At 48.6% G+C, this 16,645-nt stretch carries 14 protein-coding genes and 2 tRNA genes; 8 read left to right on the forward strand and 8 right to left on the reverse strand.

What is annotated here, in order from left to right; translation table 11 throughout:
- Window positions 1-92: 92 nt before the first annotated feature.
- From LAJLEIBI_RS02715 to LAJLEIBI_RS02735, 5 genes are all read left to right on the forward strand, one after another.
- Complete coding sequence (locus LAJLEIBI_RS02715; RefSeq protein WP_006444702.1) at window positions 93-1,475, forward strand: DUF6612 family protein; 1,383 nt, start codon at window positions 93-95, stop codon at window positions 1,473-1,475.
- Between the two features lie 152 nt (window positions 1,476-1,627).
- The gene (locus LAJLEIBI_RS02720; RefSeq protein WP_006444703.1) at window positions 1,628-2,761 is read left to right on the forward strand and encodes a DUF3810 domain-containing protein; all 1,134 of its coding nucleotides are present in this window, start codon (window positions 1,628-1,630) and stop codon (window positions 2,759-2,761) included.
- Between the two features lie 9 nt (window positions 2,762-2,770).
- Window positions 2,771-3,526 (forward strand): proline reductase cluster protein PrdD, encoded by a 756-nt coding sequence (gene prdD / locus LAJLEIBI_RS18650; protein ID WP_006444704.1) that lies wholly within the window; start codon window positions 2,771-2,773, stop codon window positions 3,524-3,526.
- A 31-nt stretch (window positions 3,527-3,557) separates the two neighbouring features.
- Window positions 3,558-4,046 (forward strand): glycine/sarcosine/betaine reductase component B subunit, encoded by a 489-nt coding sequence (locus LAJLEIBI_RS18655; RefSeq protein WP_006444705.1) that lies wholly within the window; start codon window positions 3,558-3,560, stop codon window positions 4,044-4,046.
- 33 nt (window positions 4,047-4,079) lie between these two features.
- The gene (locus LAJLEIBI_RS02735) at window positions 4,080-4,712 is read left to right on the forward strand and encodes a DUF1847 domain-containing protein (protein WP_006444706.1); all 633 of its coding nucleotides are present in this window, start codon (window positions 4,080-4,082) and stop codon (window positions 4,710-4,712) included.
- A gap of 92 nt (window positions 4,713-4,804) precedes the next feature.
- Here LAJLEIBI_RS02735 and LAJLEIBI_RS02740 read toward each other — a convergent pair whose 3' ends face one another.
- Entirely contained in the window at window positions 4,805-7,006 is a 2,202-nt protein-coding gene (locus tag LAJLEIBI_RS02740) for a DNA topoisomerase III (protein ID WP_040435932.1), read from the reverse strand.
- Window positions 7,007-7,197: 191 nt separating this feature from the next.
- On the opposite strand from LAJLEIBI_RS02740, the gene LAJLEIBI_RS02745 reads away from it, so the two are divergent.
- Together LAJLEIBI_RS02745 and LAJLEIBI_RS02750 are read left to right on the forward strand one after the other, a co-directional pair.
- Window positions 7,198-7,269 (forward strand) — tRNA-Glu (locus LAJLEIBI_RS02745).
- A 57-nt stretch (window positions 7,270-7,326) separates the two neighbouring features.
- A tRNA-Cys gene (locus LAJLEIBI_RS02750) sits at window positions 7,327-7,397 on the forward strand.
- A 139-nt stretch (window positions 7,398-7,536) separates the two neighbouring features.
- Here LAJLEIBI_RS02750 and LAJLEIBI_RS02755 read toward each other — a convergent pair.
- The 7 genes from LAJLEIBI_RS02755 to LAJLEIBI_RS02785 all read right to left on the reverse strand — a co-directional run bounded on the left by LAJLEIBI_RS02755 (window position 7,537) and on the right by LAJLEIBI_RS02785 (window position 15,459).
- A complete protein-coding gene (locus LAJLEIBI_RS02755; protein ID WP_006444708.1) occupies window positions 7,537-7,977 on the reverse strand; it encodes a GNAT family N-acetyltransferase in 441 nt (146 codons plus the stop codon).
- Between the two features lie 47 nt (window positions 7,978-8,024).
- Window positions 8,025-9,218: a sensor histidine kinase gene (locus LAJLEIBI_RS02760; RefSeq protein ID WP_006444709.1), complete on the reverse strand. Its 1,194-nt coding sequence runs from the start codon at window positions 9,216-9,218 to the stop codon at window positions 8,025-8,027.
- Window positions 9,211-9,897, reverse strand: a complete 687-nt coding sequence (locus tag LAJLEIBI_RS02765; protein ID WP_006444710.1) for a response regulator transcription factor — start codon at window positions 9,895-9,897, stop codon at window positions 9,211-9,213. Before LAJLEIBI_RS02765 ends, LAJLEIBI_RS02760 begins: the two co-directional genes overlap by 8 nt.
- A 35-nt stretch (window positions 9,898-9,932) precedes the next feature.
- Window positions 9,933-12,293, reverse strand: a complete 2,361-nt coding sequence (locus LAJLEIBI_RS02770) for a M13 family metallopeptidase (RefSeq protein WP_006444711.1) — start codon at window positions 12,291-12,293, stop codon at window positions 9,933-9,935.
- 311 nt (window positions 12,294-12,604) lie between these two features.
- On the reverse strand, window positions 12,605-14,023 hold the full coding sequence (gene ortB / locus LAJLEIBI_RS02775; protein ID WP_006444713.1) for a 2-amino-4-oxopentanoate thiolase subunit OrtB: 1,419 nt from the start codon (window positions 14,021-14,023) through the stop codon (window positions 12,605-12,607).
- Window positions 14,016-14,333 carry a 2-amino-4-oxopentanoate thiolase subunit OrtA gene (gene ortA, locus LAJLEIBI_RS02780; RefSeq protein WP_006444714.1) on the reverse strand — a complete coding sequence of 106 codons (318 nt, stop codon included), beginning with the start codon at window positions 14,331-14,333 and terminating at the stop codon, window positions 14,016-14,018. Before ortA ends, ortB begins: the two co-directional genes overlap by 8 nt.
- Window positions 14,308-15,459 carry a YkvI family membrane protein gene (locus LAJLEIBI_RS02785; RefSeq protein ID WP_006444715.1) on the reverse strand — a complete coding sequence of 384 codons (1,152 nt, stop codon included), beginning with the start codon at window positions 15,457-15,459 and terminating at the stop codon, window positions 14,308-14,310. The genes ortA and LAJLEIBI_RS02785 overlap by 26 nt, the downstream gene beginning before the upstream one ends.
- Window positions 15,460-15,778: 319 nt before the next feature.
- Between LAJLEIBI_RS02785 and LAJLEIBI_RS02790 the strand changes: the two genes are divergently transcribed.
- A complete protein-coding gene (locus LAJLEIBI_RS02790) occupies window positions 15,779-16,480 on the forward strand; it encodes a GntR family transcriptional regulator (RefSeq protein ID WP_006444717.1) in 702 nt (233 codons plus the stop codon).
- Window positions 16,481-16,645: the final 165 nt, after the last annotated feature.

Consider the following 16,645-nt stretch of genomic DNA (forward strand, 5'->3'; position numbering starts at 1 on the left):
GCTGCTGTGCTTTTCATATTATCGGATATATGGCATAATAGAGGTAAATTATCTTAAGGCATTTGTGTGTTACAAAAGAGGGAGGAGAAATTATGAAAAAGAAATTACAAAACGTCAGGCTGCTTGGGCTTGTGCTGGCTGCTGTGGTGCTGATGGCCGGAGGATGCGGCAAAAAGGCAACGCCGGAAAACCTGTTGTCAGACATGAGTAAGAACTGTGCAGAAATAAAGTCCGCGTCAAGCAATATGAAGCTGGCAGCCGAAATGGGTGATAATACAGATACAATGGCATTAAATCTGGATGTGGATATTGTTTCCACAAAGAAACCGGAAGCAAGCCATATGGAAGGCAAAATCAGTTTTAAGTTTTCCGGAACAGATATGGGGACCGACATTGAGGTGTATCAGGTAAAGGAAAAGGATGAGGTCGTATCTTATTTAAATGTTCAGAACGAGTGGACAAAACAGATCACGGAAGCAGGGGAGAATCTGCTGGACGAGGAGCTGTATGAAGAACTCAAGGAGGCATATGAATCATTTGAGCTCAAAAAGGACCTTGTAGAAGTCAATGATAAAAAATGTTTTGAGCTTTCCGGAAAGGTTGACGGCGGCATTTTAAGCGGTATCATAGACCAGGATGTGCTCGATTCCGCCACCTCGGGTATGGATCTGGATGCTGATGCCATAAAAGACGCAAAAGTTCCGTGTGTCATCGACATTTACAAGGAGAGCGTTCTGCCTGCTAAGATCCGTGTAGATATGAAAGATATCCTCACGAAAATTATGGGGGATAAATATGAAGGATTTGAAGTGAAGGATTATTACATAGAGATCGTCTACAATGAATATGATAAGGCAGAGAAAATAAAAGTTCCGAAGGAGGCGAAAGAGGCTGAGGAAGCAGGGAACAGTTCTGACTGGGACGACGATGGGGATGATGCGGGCCAGGCAGCTGCTGAACCTGTGAAGCAGAGTAAAGAACTTGGAGAAAACTGGGACAGCTATACAGTACAGATCGGCGAAAAAGTTGTAACATTCCCATGCAGTATATCAGACCTTGAGGCGGCGGGGCTGGCCCTGGACACCGAAGATACTCCGGAAGATACGGCTGTAGAGGCTGATGATTATATACTCGTATATTTTGAGGATAAGAAGGGCAATGAGATCATGGTCGATCTTATCAATACATCAGGGGAGCCTATAAAGGCAGCGGACTGTCTTGTGGGAGGCATTTCAGTTGATGATTTCGGACTCGAAGAAGGAGGACTGGATATTCTTTTCCCAGGAGGGATAACGATAGGAGCCGCTAAGGAAGACGTCCTGGCAAAATATGGAGAGGCGGCGGATACATACGAAGGCGAGTCGATGCATATGTTTACATGGGCGGATGAAAGCAGTTATGACAGACTGTGTGAGATCGATATAGACCCGGAGACGAATAAAGTGTGCGAGATGTCTATCAGAAAATATGATTGATGATTACAGTTTAAAGGCAGCCGGATACTGACTCCGGCTGTCTTCGGTCCCAGCCTCCGTTATTACACATATCTTCCACTGGTAATCGTGCCGGAATATTGATAGACTAAATATGAGGAGCTGCAAAAGAAGGCGGGTATGAGAGGTTACATATGGAAGGTATGAGAGAAAAGGATATAAAACATAGAGACAGCAGCATGAGAAGAATGACGGCCGGTTGTATATTATTTGCAGCGGGTCTGCTTCTTTTATTTGCGGCGAAGAAGGTTCCGGGTCTGGCAGACTGGTATTCGCAGCACATTTACAGGAAGCTGGCGCGTGTCATAGGCTGGGCGGCGGGTCTGTTTCCGTTTTCACTTGCGGAGATCGGACTGTATATCTTTATTGTGACGCTGGCGGCGCTGGCTGCCAGAACAGCTCTGAAAGCGCTGAGAAAGCAGGGAGGGCGCGGTGCAGTGTCAAGGTTTCTGTCAGGAGTATTCCTCACTGGCGGAGTATTGTTTTTTCTATATGCGGTAAACTGCGGCGTAAATTATGAGCGCACCTCGTTTTCAGAGAGCGCAGATCTTAAGACGAGGGAATACACGGCGGAGGAACTGAAGGAAGTATGTCTCTGGCTGACAGATGAAGTAAATGAGATAAGCGGATCAGTCGGCCGGGGGAATGATAAAGTGATGACTCTTGACGGAAATGTAAAGGAAGGGGCCGTGGAGGCGATGGAAGGGCTCGGCGGGACATATCCTGAGCTGGCTGGGCATTACCCGGTCCCAAAGCCTCTGATCAACTCGTGGATATTATCCGTCCAGAATCTGACCGGTATCTATTCGCCGTTTACGGTAGAGGCGAATTACAACAATGCCATGACAGCTTATAACATACCGTTTACGGCCTGCCATGAGCTGTCCCACCTGAGCGGTTTCATGCAGGAGCAGGAGGCGAACTTTATCGCCTGGCTTGCGTGCACGAATTCCAGCCGTGCGGATTTCCAATACAGCGGCAGGCTCATGGGGTGGATCTACTGTATGAATATACTGCATAAGGCGGACTATGAAGCTTACGAGGAGGTCCGCGCCGGGCTGTCTTCTGATATAGAGCCGGACCTGCAGGCAAACCACGACTTCTGGGAGAAATATGACGGAAGGATCGCGGAGGTGGCAAACCAGGTGAATGATACATATCTGAAAGCGAACGGACAGAAGGAAGGTGTGGAAAGCTACGACAAAATGGTGGATTTGATCGTCGCATATTATTTTGCCCATGAAGATCAGGGGCAGTCACGGAGGTGAAGGTAGTATATGAACACAGGATCAAGACTTACCGTCCGCGCATACCACGTAAACAGCGTCTTATATGGGGACGAGAACCGGGTTAATGTGGACGGAACGATGACGGTGCGCAGGGAGACAGGGAAGGAACTGATGGAGAGAGAACCATTGATCAGGGATATCCAGATACGGATCATCCGGCCGGACGAGCACCGGCAGCATACGAACACGGTCATGGATGTTATCCCCCTGTCTGCGAAAGTGCTTGGAAAGGTGGGAGAAGGGATCACGCACACTCTTACGGGGGTATATGTAATTCTTACCGGAATAGATGAAAGCGGCCGTCAGGTGTGCAACTTTGGAGCCAGCGACGGGATTCTGGAGGATAAGATAAGCTGGGGACAGGCGGGTACGCCGCTTGAGAGCGACATCTTGATATCGTTTGACGTCGTGCTCAAGGAAAATACGTGGGCAGAGCGGACCGGGCCGGAGGCCATACACCGGGCATGCGACAGCTTCTGTCAGATATTCAGGGAGCAGATGAAGCGGTTTAACGGTTACAAGTGCACGGAAAAGCATGTATTCCAGGAGACGTATGAACCGGGACGAAAGGATATCGTGATCGTGAAGGAAGTATCCGGGCAGGGCGCGGTGTATGATACGAGATTGTTCGGAAAAGAACCCGGCGGCTATGCGGGAGGGCATTCTGTCATCGATATGGGATGTATGCCTGTCATTGTGACACCGAATGAATTCCGTGACGGCATCATGCACGCCATGGACTGAGAACCCGGCGGAAAAGTAAAGGAGGCGGACCATGGGACTTGGAACAAGTATGAAGGAGACAACGCTGCACTATTACAGAGATCCTCTCGTAGAGATCTTATCGGAAGATGAAGAAGTTAATCTCAGGGGAATCATGATCGTAGGTTCACCGGATAAGAATGAGGACAAATATTTATCTGCGGAGAGAGTCGGGGTATCTCTTGAATGTATGCGTGCGGACGGAGCAGTATTTTCCTGTAACGGGATCGGAAATAACCATGTGGATTACGCACATTCTATTGAGGCGGCAGAAAAGAGAGGCATTCCTGTTGTAGCGCTGAGTCTCTGTCCGGCAGAAGATTTTGTTGTACAGAACAAGTATATGGACGGAGTGCTCTGCTTTTATAAGACGTCGGATAAAGCGTCTCAGGCCGGAGACGAGACGACGGTGCTTGCGGAGAATACGGTGACGGAGACAGATGCGAGAAAAGCGCTGGCAATGTTAAAGCTGAAAATAAGAAAAAGAGAAAAGAAAGGATAGTACAGGGCAGCATACCCTGAACAGGTGGAAGTTATGGACAAACTAAAGAAACTGTCCTGCATAGACTGTGCAGTGACAAATTGTAACGACGGTGACGGGGAATTTCCTTCTTTTTGTCTGACCACGCATATGGACGAAGAGGCGCTGGCAGATGCCATGGCCTGCTATAAAGAAGATGAGAATAAGAAAACGATGGTTGCGGCGGCTGAAGTAGAATTTGAACATTACTGCCAGTATACAAGGGTGGAAGAAATTATGGACTTTGCCCGCAGGATCGGGGCTCATAAGATCGGGATAGCCACATGTGTAGGGCTCATCCGGGAAAGCAGAATGCTGGCTAAAATATTCAGGAAGCATGGATTTGAAGTATATGGTGTGGGCTGTAAAGTAGGAACGATCCCAAAGGTAGATGTGGGTATTCCGAAGAAATGCGAAGGAGTCGGCACGGCAATGTGCAATCCGATACTTCAGGCAAAACTGCTGAACAAAGAAAAGACTGATCTGAACGTAGTTGTAGGTCTCTGCGTCGGACATGACAGTCTGTTCTATAAATACTCGGACGCGCTGGTCACCACGGCAGTGACGAAAGACAGAGTTCTCGGACACAATCCGGCAGCCGCACTGTACAACGCGCAGAGCTATTATAAAGGAAAGCTGGGTCTTTAAGATTAAGAAATAAATACAGACGCCGGGACAAAATAACGGGGCGTGTTCTGCCGCTTTGTCATTTTTGTCCCGGCGTACATTCTTTTAACTTTTTAATCCAGTTTTATTTTGGCCAGTGCGTCGGCAAAAGGATTATTGAGGGGTTCACTTTTTTTGTTTTGTTCTTTCATGTAGCGCTGCACATCCTTTTTGGATACGCCGGCGCCTTCTTTTTCTCTCCGTTTTTTAAAGGCGGAGAGCTTTTCTTTATAACCGCAGGAGCAGACAAAGGTCTCTTCGTCATTTCGCTTGATAAGTTCCATCTTCTTGTGGCAGTTGGGACAGCGGGCATTGCTTGTACGGGCGATCGTCTCCCGGTAGCCGCACTCTCTGTCCTGGCATACGAGCAGGCGGGAGTTTTTTCCGTTCACGGCCAGCAGCCGTTTCCCGCATTGCGGACATTTTGTATTTGTCATATTTTCGTGGCGGAAGGTGCCGCCGCTCTGTCGTATCTCCTGAATAAGCTCCTTTGTATAATCCTGAATATCCTGAAGAAAGTCGGTGTCTTTATGGGTGCCCCTGGCGATCCCGGACAGTTCCATCTCCCAGCTGGCGGTGAGCTCCGGCTTTTTCAGATCCTCCGGGACAAGCTCAAGTAGCTGTTTGCCTTTTGAAGTAATGACGATCTCCCGGCCCTTTTTCTCGATCAAAAAAGAATGAAACAGCTTTTCTATAATATCTGCCCGCGTGGCAACCGTGCCAAGTCCGCCGGTCTCCCCGAGCGTCTTTCTCGCTTTTGCATCTGAGGAGTCCATATATTTCACCGGGTTTTCCATTGCGGAGAGGAGAGTGGCTTCAGTAAAACGGGCCGGCGGCTTTGTCCTGCCGGTGGTGACCCGGACTGCGGATATATGGAAGGTCTGTCCCTTGGTGAGCTCAGGAAGAGACTGGTCCGCAAGTTCAGGTTCAACAGTGTTATCTCCGGAGTCTTCGCCGTCGTCCCATTTCTCGTCATAGGCGGCCTTCCATCCCATCGAACGGACGACCTTCCCTCTGGCCGCGAAGATCTGCCCGGCGGCGTCAGCCGTCATGGTCGTCTGCTCATATTCAAAGGGCGGGTAGAGCACGCTCAGAAAACGCCGCACAACGAGGTCATAGATCTTGCGCTCTTCATTGGTCATATGATCCAGCTGCACATATTCCTCGGTAGGGATAATGGCGTGGTGGTCGCTTATTTTCTTGTCATCTACAAAGGATTTGTTTACCTGCACTGGTTTGTTTATGAGACGCCCCGCCACGCTTTTGTACGGTCCCACAGAACATGCCTTAAGCCGTTCTTTGATCGTCGGTACGATATCAGTGCCGATGTAGCGGGAATCGGTACGGGGATACGTGAGAACTTTGTGGTTCTCATACAGGCGCTGCATAATATTAAGCGTCTCTTTTGCGGAAAAACCGAAACGCCTGTTGGCATCTCTCTGCAGTTCGGTCAAGTCATACAGTCCGGGAGAAAATGCCTTTTTGGCCGTTTTTTTAATGGCTTCTATCTTCAAAGGCTCTTCCTTTATGCAAGAGGAAATATTCTCCATAAATTCTTTGTTAAAGCAGCGGCAGCTTCCGCTTTTGGACTCCTGCCATGTCCATTTTATCTTCCCGGCGGTGCATTCCAGTCCGTAATATTCCTTTGGCGTGAACTGTCTGATCTCCTCTTCGCGCCGTGCGATCATGGCAAGGGTGGGAGTCTGGACACGGCCGCAGGATAACTGGGCATTGTATTTGCATGTCAGTGCGCGTGTGGCGTTGATACCGACGAGCCAGTCCGCCTCGGCTCTGCTTTTGGCCGCATGGTAGAGCGCGTTATAATCCCGGCCGTCTTTTAAGTTTGCGAAGCCTTCACGGATCGCCTTGTCGGTGACGGAAGAGATCCAGAGTCTTTTCAGCGGCTTATGGCAGCCGGACTTGTCAAGGATCCAGCGGGCCACCAGTTCTCCTTCCCTGCCTGCGTCGGTGGCGATGATGATGTCGGATACATCTTTTCGGAACAGCTGCGTTTTCACAGACTGGTACTGTCTGGAGGTCTGCTTGATCACGACGAGTTCCCATTTCTTCGGGATCATGGGAAGGTCCGACATGTTCCATTCTTTGTACTTTTTATCATATCCTTCCGGGTCGGCCAGGGTTACAAGATGGCCGAGCGCCCAGGTCACGATATATTTATCACCTTCCATAGCGCCCGGTATCTGCTTTTTGCAGTGGAGCACCCGTGCTATGTCCCGGGCTACGGACGGTTTTTCTGCCAATACGAGAGATTTCATTACATAGTCTCCTTTCAAAATATCTCTTACAAACATAACGAATCCTGCACTGTTTGTCAACTCTGCCCCGCACAGGCTGAAGTGGCAGGCGGAAAGATCGCAATTAAATGTACGGTTTTTGAGAAAACTGTTGCAAAATCTTATAATGTGTGGTATCATAAATCTCGGTCACGCTTAAGAAAGCGTTATATGGCTCCGTGGTCAAGCGGTTAAGACATCGCCCTTTCACGGCGGTAACACGGGTTCGATTCCCGTCGGAGTCACTTTGCTATAATAATTCTTGGCCGGCTGTAGAAGACATATGCGGCCGATAATGATATGGCGCCATAGCCAAGCGGTAAGGCAAAGGTCTGCAACACCTCTATCACCAGTTCGATTCTGGTTGGCGCCTTTGTAAAAAGCCTCGGAAATATTAAATTTCCGAGGCTTTTTTATTATATGTACCGAAGTTTAACACGGTCCATAGATTCGTTCATCCTAAAAGGACGGACAATCTCGTCTGAGTTCCAAAAAGCGAGGCCTCTGGGATGCTATAATTTCATGTACAAGAGAGGATAGGGGTTCCCCTGTTCATCATGATCGGTCCTTTTATACACCTGGAAGCCCATATGTTCATAAAAACCTTTAGCAAGCGGGTTTTGTTCATTTACAGCTACTTCATTGACTGAATAATTTTCAATTCCATATGTGATTAGTTTTTTGCCTAACCCTTTACCTCTTTCAGCGTCCAAAATGAACAGCATTTCTAGTTTTTGTCCGTCAATACCCATAAAGGCAGCAGGGGATCCGTTTTTATGCTTTGCAATGATCAGGCGAGGTATTTCCTTTAATGCCTGCGGAACATATATTTTAATATTTTCGATTTCGCTGTTGGACAAAAATAGATGTGTCGTCCTTACAGAGTTCTCCCATACTAGTAATAACTGCTCTGTCAGAAGCGGTGTTCTTTCCTGAACTTCGATTATTTCCATATTATTCTCCAATATTTTTTTATTTATATTACAGGAAGCCAGTTCTTTTATGCGGGAGAGATATTCAGGAGAAGCGTAAAAGCGGTTCCGCTTCCTTCTGTACTCTCAACGCTGATTTGACCGCCATGCCGGTCCGCGATCATTTTTACGGTAGCAAGTCCCAATCCATATCCGGGTATCTTCTGAGACCGGGACGGGTCGGCCCTGTAAAAAGGCTCGAATATATGGCCGAGGGCTTCCGTGGGGATACCGATTCCGCTGTCTGACACGCGGATACTTGCCGACTGCTCATCCGCTGTAAGCGTGATCAGTACCTTTCCGCCCGGAATATTGTATTTGACAGCATTTTCTATGAGATTAAAGACCGCACGGTAGAGAAGATCCGGATTTCCATGGACGGAAATATCATTTTCACAGGTGAGGACGATCTCCACATCTGTCTTTTCTGCGCTGCCGGACATTTCCTGCACGGCCTGTCTGAGCAGAGAAGACAGCTCTATGTCCTGGTCGACAGGAACCTCGGTCAGATTCGCGAGCGACAGGAGTCCATCCACTGTCTTGATGATGCGGTCCAGAGACTTACCGGTATTTTCCATGAATTCTTCGTAATCTTTCTGCTCAGGGTTGGGAGTCATCTCCAATACCTGCAGAGAAGACTTGATGACAGCCAGGGGTGTCTTTAATTCATGCGCCGCGTTTGCGGCGAAGCTTTTCTGAATGAGAAATGCGTCTTCCAGACGCTCCAGCATGTCATTGAACGCCTCATTGAGCAGAAGGACCTCACCGTGTACTCCTTCCGACGCTACCCGGTTGTCCAGATTCTGGTCGTCTGTATTTTTGACAGATTCTATGAGCTGTTTCAATGGGCGGAGTGTTCTTCCGGAAGCCCAGTAGGTCGCCGCCAGCGCCAGTAGAATGATCACTGCCATTGCGGTCACAGACTGAACCGAGAATTTCATAGAGGCATCCCGGTACGCCGTGGTAGAATTCTCCGCAAGTACAGGCAGTTTGTCGTCCGGATCATAACCCGAATCATACTCTGCTATACCTGCTTCCACAAGAGAGGCATAATCGTTTACCCCTTCTTGTATCAGCGAGGCATAATCTCCATAATAGTTTTGGGCGGAAAACAGTGAGTTGGCGGTCAGCAGGAGACAAGCAGCCAGCAGTATGAGCCCGACGATCCCGGTTATCTTAAGCTGCAGGGTGTTTTTTTTCCTCAGTTCCCATTTTTTATTCATGCGTTTCCTCCCCGTACGTCAAACGATAGCCTAATCCCCTCTGGGACACGATATATCCTTCTGCACCCGCGGCGTCCAGTTTCTTACGAAGGGAATGGATGTGAAAGCGGAAGGAGTTGGAAAAAAGATCCGTCTCACTGTCCCATGCATGTTCGATCAGTTCCTCTGCGCGGATCATCCTGTCGTTATGGTGGAAGAGATATTCCAACAGTGCATACTCTTTCCTGGTCAGTTCTACTTGTTTTTCGCCGCAGTATACGCGCTTTGCGGCGGTGTCAAGCTTAAGGCATCCGCAGGAGAGCACACGGTTTCTTGTTGTAAAGTTCCTTCGCAGGAGACTGCGGATACGCGCTTCCAGTTCTTTGAACTCAAAAGGTTTTGTGAGGTAATCATTGCTCCCGCTGTCGAGGCCGTCTACCTTATCTTCCAGAGAATTCCGGGCTGAGAGAATGAGTACCCGGAATTCCTCATCCTCTTTGCGTATCTGCCGTAAAACGTCCATCCCGTCCAGTTTGGGCAGGTTCAGATCCAGAATCATAAGGTCATATTCATTCAGTCCGTAAAGGTATAATGCTTCCTCGCCGTCATAGGCGCGGTCCACCGCATAACCTAATATTTCCAGTCCTTTTGCGATTGTTCTGGAGAGCATTTCCTCGTCTTCCACTAATAATAATTTCATCTCTTTAAGCCTCCTGCTTCGTTATAAGTATGACGTTACCAGATCTGGATCCGCTCCTCAGGAGCGGTATACATGCCGTCTCCTTCGCTGATTCCATATGTGTCATAGAATTCCTGGAAGTTTGTGAGCACCAGATTGCACCGAAGTTTATTAGGCGCATGGGTATCTGTCTCTGTTGATTCGGCCAGCGTGCTGTAATCTGCCACTTTCACCCATTGATTTGCATAGCTTCTAAAGAACGCGTCATAATCCGGGTCCTTCATCTTGGAAAGAATCTCCAGCGTGCAGGCGATACCGCCGATGTCCGCAATATTTTCGCTCAGGTTTTCTCTGCCGTCTGCGCCGGCTCCCGGGACCACTTCCCTTCCGTTATAGAATTCTTCTGCCTTTTTGCACAGATTCTTAAAGTGGCTGTAGTCTTTTTTGTTCCACCAGTCGTTCAAATTCCCTCTGGAATCATATTGTGCCCCGCCGTCATCAAATATATGGGTGATCTCATGGGCGATCGTGCTGCCTATTGCGCCGAGATTCTGTTCAAAGGAAGCGTTCCTGTCATAGAATGGCGCCTGCAGAATTCCGGCAGGGAAGATGAGTGTGTTCGTATTGCGGTTTGCCGCCGCATTGACCATAAAAGCAGATAATGCGAATCTGCGCGGATCTGCGGGCTGGTTCAGTTCTTCCATCTGTCTCTTATGCTTAGCCGCCTCGCAGGCCGCCGCATTTTCAAAATAGGTTCCGCCTTCTTCTAAGCCCCTGATCCTGGCATTGCTGAATTCCCATTTATCAGGATAACCGATGAGCACGGTGAGAGAGTCCAGTTTTTTCAGCGCCTCTTTTTTTGTCTCGTCTGACATCCAGTCCAGCCGCGTAACCCGGTCCTTGAAAGTGTCGATCATCATGTGGACCATTTTCTCGATCTCTGCTTTTGAATCGGCATTAAAATACCGGTCGGTATATAACTTCCCGAGTTCTTCAGGGAGGTAGCTCTGTACAGCGGTATCGCCGGATTCCACACCTGTGTAGCCGAATTTTCCTGCCAGGTCTGAGCTGAGTAAAGAACTGAAGCCTTCAAGCAATGCTATCTTCTCTAAGGATTTGAACAGTTCCAGGTTTTTATCTTTAAACCATTTCGTATATTCTTCAAACTGCTTTTCATCAAATACGAGCATTTTCACATCTGACCGCAGTCCGATCGCTGATAAAAATACGCCGATTTCTGCGTGTGGCATCATTTTATCCAGACTTTCCGGCGTATAATATTTTTGTTCTTTGATCTCGCCGGAGTCATCCTGTTCGCTCATATGCGCCGCCAGACTTTTCTCAAATTTCATTATATTTTCGGCATGCCGCTCGGCGTCTTCCTTTTTTTCACCGACAGCTGTGAGCTTTTCTGTAAGCTCGTCCTTATGTTTCTTATACGCCTTCCCATCCGGATCGTCATATTCTTCTTCTGGCAGTTCGGATGCCGGCGTCATGAGCTGGAGGACCTTTACCGTACTGTCTGTTAAATCTGTCGTCGGGATACTTAAGAATAAACCGTTTGCATACATTCCCAGTTCATCCACGGCCCGGGCGATCGCCGCATTCAACTCTGAAAAAGAATCCGCTTTATCTACCGCATCCAGATATTTTTTCAAGGGTTTGATTCCTTCTTTGTCACGTGTTTCTCTATCCTCACAGGTTTCGTACAGATCTCGTATTTTCTGTTCTATACTTCCTTTTGCATACTCCTTCTTATTGTTTATGAGCTCCGTGATCAAGTCTTTCAGTTCTTTGTCAGTATTGGCGGAGACGGAGGCCGAACCTCCCGCAGATTCCTGTCCTTTTGGAATCGGGAGCGTATTTAACTGCTGCTGGTTGACAGAAGTATAAAAATCGTCTTTTAGATTATTTCCATAAAATGCGTAGAATCTCGCCGCGATCGCTGCGGCATCCTTTATGGAAGCGGTATCTTTTTTATCGCCGGCCTCCAGGTCAGAAGCGGCCAGCAGACCTTTTGACGCCATATTTTGAAGGGAGTCGCCGGCCCATTTCGGCACGTCTGACATATCCGGCGCCGAAGCTGCTGTCAGTTTGGCGTATGCTCCGGGTTCGGGGAGCTCTCCGAACGCCCTTGCGGCTAGCACCAGCATTTCAAGCCTTGTTGCTTTCTCGGAGGCTTTGAGTCCTTCCAGTATTTCCTCACGGTTCACAGAAGCATTATAACCGTCCGCTGCCTTCACAAAGTAGTCTGCAAGTTCCCCCACTGTGGCGCTCCTTTTTTTGGCGCTGCTTTTGGAGGCTTCTGACGCCGCGTTCTGTGATTGGCCGTTATCAGATGCCGGAGTACCGCAGCCCGCCAGCAGGGCCGCCGCTAGTGCGGCTGCCAGTATTTGTCTGAATTTCTTATATTTCATGATAATCTCCTTTTTCAGTTTCCGGTCTTGTATGTGTGACCGGTGTCTGAAGCCATCATAGCATCTGCTTTGTTAGATTATCGTTAGATTTATAAGGCATTTCTCTTTTTTGTATTTTATTGTAAGGCGGATAACGCGGCAGCTACCTTTATGATAAGTGCCTGACCGGTAAAAGTAAACTGAAAATATGTTGAAATAATAAGTTGATAAAAACGAATGGCTCCAGAGGAGGAAGCCGTAAAATCAGAAAAATACTGCCTGACGAAGGGGGGGAGTCAGGCAGTATTTTCCTATATACGAATACGGCTTTTTCAAGCCACGGAGATATGTAATTCTTCCAGCATTTTTTTAACGCCCGCGGTATCCATGTTCATTTCTGCGGCAAGATACGCGGTTTCTTCAGGTGTCAGATCATCGATACCGCGCTGCTTTACATTGACCTTCAGATATTCCCGGCGCATCTGTTCTAAATCTACCGGAATCGTCTTTATGTCGGCAGGGGAGGCGGGGATGATAATGTTGGTGCCGGGGATCTCTTCTTCGTGCGTTCCGATTCTTACGTCTACCCCATGGTCCTCCGCAAAAGTCAGCTGTGCTGTATGGGCTTTGCCGGCGCCGGTATATTCGGATTCTTCAACGACGATGATCTGGTCCTCCGGCATTTCCCTGGCAAGGCTGATCGCCGCGGCCAGTCCGGTGTTTCCGGCCGGGCCTCTCTGCAGTCCTTCCAGCTGGTTGAGAAGCTCAGTGGCATAGTATACCTCTCCCTGAGTGACGGTGTAGAATTCATCCATATATCTGAGCGGTCTGGCAGCGTTGAGCGGCACGTCTACGCTCTCCGGGTTGTAGAGTGACGGAAAGCCGTAGCCGGTGTGGCCTGTAGAAAATGATTTCCGGGCGAAGACTGCGTCATCATGGGAGTCGAGGTCGGCAAGGTTGACAGAGATACCTACGGTCTTTCCGGTGTATCCCGCTTTTTTGAGACCTCTTGCCGCGCCGGTAAAGTTGCCGCCGCCTGCGTGGGTGACGAGTACGACGTCAGGCTGCCGTCCGGTCAGCTTTACGGTCTGTTCCATTATTTCTACGCCTACGGTCTCAATTCCGGCGATGCTGAAAGGGAGATACAGCGATGCACTGAAGTATCCGAGGTCGTCGAGCAGCTTGAGAATGACGTATGTAAATACTTCCGGTCCGACGGTGTATTGCTGTACTTCAGCCCCGTATGCTTCACATGCCCGCCCTTTTTCAAGGGATTCCGGCTGGCCGTTTCCCGCATCGTCATAGACTTCCTGGCAGATAATAGCCTTCAGGCCGCGGCGCGCTGCCTGAGAGGCCACGGCTGCCCCGTAGTTGCCGCTCGTGGAGGCGATGACGCCCGGGTATCCTGCTCTCTTTGCTTCGTATACGGGCAGCAGCGCTCTGCGGTCTTTAAAGCTGCCGGTCGGATTGTTGGCTTCGTCTTTTAAGAAGATCCTGGCGCCTTTACCCGGCTCTGAGATCGAACGGACGAGGCGGTTGATATTGTTAAGTTCCACGAGCGGCGTATTACCGACATAGACCTCGGCGGCTATTTTGCGTATGTCGTCCATGGACAGCCCGACAATGTCCATAAATTTTTCATAGTCCCATGCAAGACGTCCGGTTTTGAACTCATCATAATTGATATTTACTGAATGAAACAGAATGTCCTTGTTTTTACCCGTGATTTCTTCTACTGCCTGATTACTCATTTTTATCCGCCTCCTTCATTAATCTTCTCACTTCATTTCCTGCGTGTATGAGAGCGGGCTGCTGCCGCCCGAAGCCGTGTTCGTACTGCGGCCATGCCTCGTACAGTGTTCCGCTTACCTGTCTTCCTATGAGTGTTTCTATCGTCACGTTGTCTCCTGCCTCTGCCGTGTCATCCAGCAGAAAACCGTTGATCCAGCATTTTAAAGGGACTTTTTTTGTGCTCTCGGGCAGTGAATCGAGTCTCTCGTCAGGGGTCAGGATGATCTGCATGATCCTCACCCAGTCATTTTTTTTCGCTGTCTGTTTCATATGTTTTTACTCCTTCCTTATCGGTTTCTGATATGGTTTTGATATCTTTACGTTTTATCACTGTCTTATAAAAGCCTACGGCCATAATGACAAGGCCGAGATAGCCAAGCAGCGGGTATACAGTGCCGACCAGCTTGCTGAACGGTACGAGCCCTGCGGCGAAGGCAATGCAGCCGGCTGCAAGTGTCAGGATCTTAAACTTGGACGTGCCGTCTTCTGCAAAACGGATGGAAAAGCCGTATAAGATGGGTACTGAAGTCGTATAGACGGCAAACAGCAGAATAAATGCGAAAATGCCGCCTATGACAGGGCTCATCTGGCGCGCCACTTCCAGGAACGGAACTTCCATGGCAGATACATCCACGATACGGGACAGTGTAGCAAGGACCATAAACAGGATAGCGACTCCGAGAAGGGATCCGCCGAGGATGCCTGATCTGCGGATCACTTTTCCATCTTTTTCGCTGTTTCCGATAGATGCCAGGGCAGGTACTGCCGGCAGGACACAGTAGGAGATGTAGATGAATACGGAAGACCACCAAAATGGCGTAGCCTTTGCGATCTCCAGATTCTGCATTCTGGCGCCTGCATCCGCAATGCCGCCGAAGTTCGTGCAGATCGTGCCGATAGATATGGCCAGGGTGGCAATGACAATGACCGGTGACAGAAAACCAAGTGCGTTTAAAGAGGAATTGAATCCGAGGATCACAGTTCCGACAGTGAGCACAGCGATGATGATCCGTCCGACCATAAGGTTGATCCCAAAGTATTGGTTCAGTGAAGCTCCGCCCCCGGCGATCATGATCGACAATACGCCGAATAAGAAGAAGACGAGTATCCAGTCAAACACGGCGCCGATTTTCGGGCCGCACAGATAAGTAAACACTTCTTTGTGCGAATTAGTGTGCAGTTTGTGGCCAAGTTCCATAAACATCGTCCCGTACCAGGCGAATAAGACGATGGCGATCAATGTGCCGATTATGCCTACATATCCGTAGCTGACGAAGAACTGCAGTGTCTCCTGCCCGCTGGCGTAGCCGGCTCCGATGATGGCGCCCACATACATGCCGGCATAGCGGATGCAGTTTATGATCCATTTGTTTGTATTGTGCTGTTTGTTTTCCATAGCTTCCCTCCTCTGTTGTACATTTGCATAGTCGCGGTCAAAACGTTTTGAATAGTATAAGGGTATACGATGAGGGAGAAAGGTGTCAAAATTTAGCCGGGATCTGTCTGAAATCACAAAATTGCACAGAAGCGGACCCGAAAACGTCTCAGCACAATATAAGTGGATTTATAAAAAAGCGGTTTTGACGAAAAAAGTATCTGAAAATAAAATTTAATGTATTGTTAATTTAAAAACAAAGAAGGAATATTGTGACGAATGAACTTTAATGTGATACTATTATGACATTAATAGACGATCTAAGAAGGGAGGAAGTTTAATGAATAAGAGTGAACTGGACAAAATGCTTGCGGAAAATCCGTTTCTCGTATTGAGTGACGTTATATACCAATCACTGTATAATGATATCATTCAGTTAAGGATGCCTCCGGATTCTCGATTGAATGAAAGTAAGATCGCAGAGGAGCTTGGAATCAGCCGGAGTCCGGTAAAAAGTGCGCTGTCCAGGCTTGAGAAAGACGGCCTGGTCTATAAGAGGAGCGGTAAGATGCTTGCAGTGTCATGGATGACGAAGGAGGACGGCTATAATCTATATGAGGCGCGCAGCGCGCTGGAGGGATTTGCCGCATCGCTTGCTGTTATCCGGATCACGTCAAAGCAGATGGAAGAGCTGGAACTTCTCACAAAGCAGTATGTTGCGGTATGCAATGGGAGCAACAGCGACCTGAATCCCAATGATTATGCTGAGATCGATCATAAGTTTCATTCCCTTATTGTGACGGCTTCATGTAATCCGTATATTCTGCGTATGTATAAGAGCCTGGAAGGATATCTTCTGCATTACAGGTACTGTCTGTTCTATTCACTTGGGCCGGAAAAGCTGCAGCGGATCCTGTTTCACGCGGGCAAACGGCATCAGGCTATTTTTAATGCATTTAAAATGGGATTTACCGATATTGTGAGGCATGAGGTGGAAGAGGATGTGCACAGCATGCTGAATGCATTTAACCAGTGGGATTAAAGAAGGCGGACAGCCTTCTTTTTTTGGCAGTGCCGCATATGTAGATTTCAGTTTTTTATGAAACAGTATTCCTCCTGCTCCAGGTTCTGCTATAATATGAGCAGGGAAGGAACGGAACGGCCTGGTTAAGGGGGAGCTGTTATGACCGCGTATCCTTACATGAGA

Origin of the sequence: [Clostridium] hylemonae DSM 15053, from assembly GCF_008281175.1 — a bacterium.
Taxonomy (GTDB): domain Bacteria; phylum Bacillota; class Clostridia; order Lachnospirales; family Lachnospiraceae; genus Extibacter; species Extibacter hylemonae.

Bases quoted from the DNA above. Each gene is read 5' to 3' on its own strand.
- ortB (WP_006444713.1), bottom strand. From the start codon at position 14,023: ATGAGTAATCAGGCAGTAGAAGAAATCACGGGTAAAAACAAGGACATT.
- LAJLEIBI_RS02715 (WP_006444702.1), top strand. From the start codon at position 93: ATGAAAAAGAAATTACAAAACGTCAGGCTGCTTGGGCTTGTGCTGGCT.
- LAJLEIBI_RS02740 (WP_040435932.1), bottom strand. From the start codon at position 7,006: ATGAAATCTCTCGTATTGGCAGAAAAACCGTCCGTAGCCCGGGACATA.
- LAJLEIBI_RS02760 (WP_006444709.1), bottom strand. From the start codon at position 9,218: ATGAATAAAAAATGGGAACTGAGGAAAAAAAACACCCTGCAGCTTAAG.
- prdD (WP_006444704.1), top strand. From the start codon at position 2,771: ATGAACACAGGATCAAGACTTACCGTCCGCGCATACCACGTAAACAGC.
- LAJLEIBI_RS02770 (WP_006444711.1), bottom strand. From the start codon at position 12,293: ATGAAATATAAGAAATTCAGACAAATACTGGCAGCCGCACTAGCGGCG.
- LAJLEIBI_RS18655 (WP_006444705.1), top strand. From the start codon at position 3,558: ATGGGACTTGGAACAAGTATGAAGGAGACAACGCTGCACTATTACAGA.
- LAJLEIBI_RS02720 (WP_006444703.1), top strand. From the start codon at position 1,628: ATGGAAGGTATGAGAGAAAAGGATATAAAACATAGAGACAGCAGCATG.
- LAJLEIBI_RS02790 (WP_006444717.1), top strand. From the start codon at position 15,779: ATGAATAAGAGTGAACTGGACAAAATGCTTGCGGAAAATCCGTTTCTC.
- LAJLEIBI_RS02735 (WP_006444706.1), top strand. From the start codon at position 4,080: ATGGACAAACTAAAGAAACTGTCCTGCATAGACTGTGCAGTGACAAAT.
- ortA (WP_006444714.1), bottom strand. From the start codon at position 14,333: ATGAAACAGACAGCGAAAAAAAATGACTGGGTGAGGATCATGCAGATC.
- LAJLEIBI_RS02755 (WP_006444708.1), bottom strand. From the start codon at position 7,977: ATGGAAATAATCGAAGTTCAGGAAAGAACACCGCTTCTGACAGAGCAG.
- LAJLEIBI_RS02765 (WP_006444710.1), bottom strand. From the start codon at position 9,897: ATGAAATTATTATTAGTGGAAGACGAGGAAATGCTCTCCAGAACAATC.
- LAJLEIBI_RS02785 (WP_006444715.1), bottom strand. From the start codon at position 15,459: ATGGAAAACAAACAGCACAATACAAACAAATGGATCATAAACTGCATC.